General features: G+C 40.5%; 1 protein-coding gene. It reads right to left on the bottom strand.

The genetic code is table 11. The annotated features are described in order from the left end of the window. A partial coding sequence (locus A5295_RS03865) for a transglycosylase domain-containing protein (protein WP_231875283.1) occupies positions 1-883 on the bottom strand: 883 nt, incomplete at its 3' end. Between the last annotated feature and the right edge of the window lie 85 nt (positions 884-968).

The raw sequence follows: 968 nt of genomic DNA, 5'->3' as shown, positions 1-968 counted from the left end.
GAGTAATAGTTTTAGGCATTTTTGCTTGCGCTGCCTGAGAGGCTGTAATGTAGCCATCTTCTTTCATAATGCGTAACACGCGCTTAAAACGAATGCCTGCTTCTTTTGGACCAATTGCAGGATCCCAGCTACTTGGTGCTGGAATAATACCTGCTAAAAGTGCAGCTTGCGAAAGTGACAAATCTTTTGCTTCTATGCCGAAATATGCTTTGGCTGCAGCTTGAATTCCGTATGCTCCTCTACCCAAGTAAATAGTATTCATATAATTGCAAAGTACTGTATTTTTATCTTGAGTTTGCGCAATTTTCAAAGCTAAAATAGCTTCTTTTAGTTTTCCAAAATAAGTTTTTGTTTCACCGAGATAATATCTTTCCGCATATTGTTGCGTAATAGTTGAGCCGCCCCAACGCCCGTGCTTTGTGATGTTATGAAGTAGTGCGCGTCCAATTCCTTTAAAATCTATTCCGCCATCGTGGTAGAAGGAACGATTTTCTGAAGCAACTATTGCTTTACCAACATATTTAGGTAGTACTGAACAATTGATAATTTCGCGATTTTGCTCAGCGAACGAACCTAATTCAGTTTTGCCATCTGAATAATACACTTTCGTCTTATCTGCCATAGCAACTTTGTCTGGTGCCGGTATGTCTGTAGTTGCATACAGATAAGCAAAAACAATTGTGCCTAGCAAAATTGGCACAAAAATAACGATAAGCGCCCAAAAAATAATAGGATGCCTGCCTCGCCAAGTTCTACGACGCCTTCTGCGTGTTGCTGCGCGAGAACGTTCGAATCTTGAATTACGGCTGCTTTTGTTTGATTCAAAAGAATACGAATTTGGACGATATGATTCTTGTCCGCGTGGTGGGACAGATGAAGGCATATTCGTATTTTTTTGTGATTGTGACGATATGCTTCGAGTAGCTTTCTCATGCGAAGTAAACGCCTGTCTCTTATACACATCTGAC

Origin of the sequence: Gardnerella sp. 26-12, from assembly GCF_001660745.1 — a bacterium.
Lineage (GTDB): Bacteria > Actinomycetota > Actinomycetes > Actinomycetales > Bifidobacteriaceae > Bifidobacterium > Bifidobacterium swidsinskii.
This window is presented reverse-complemented; position numbering and strand designations above follow the sequence as displayed.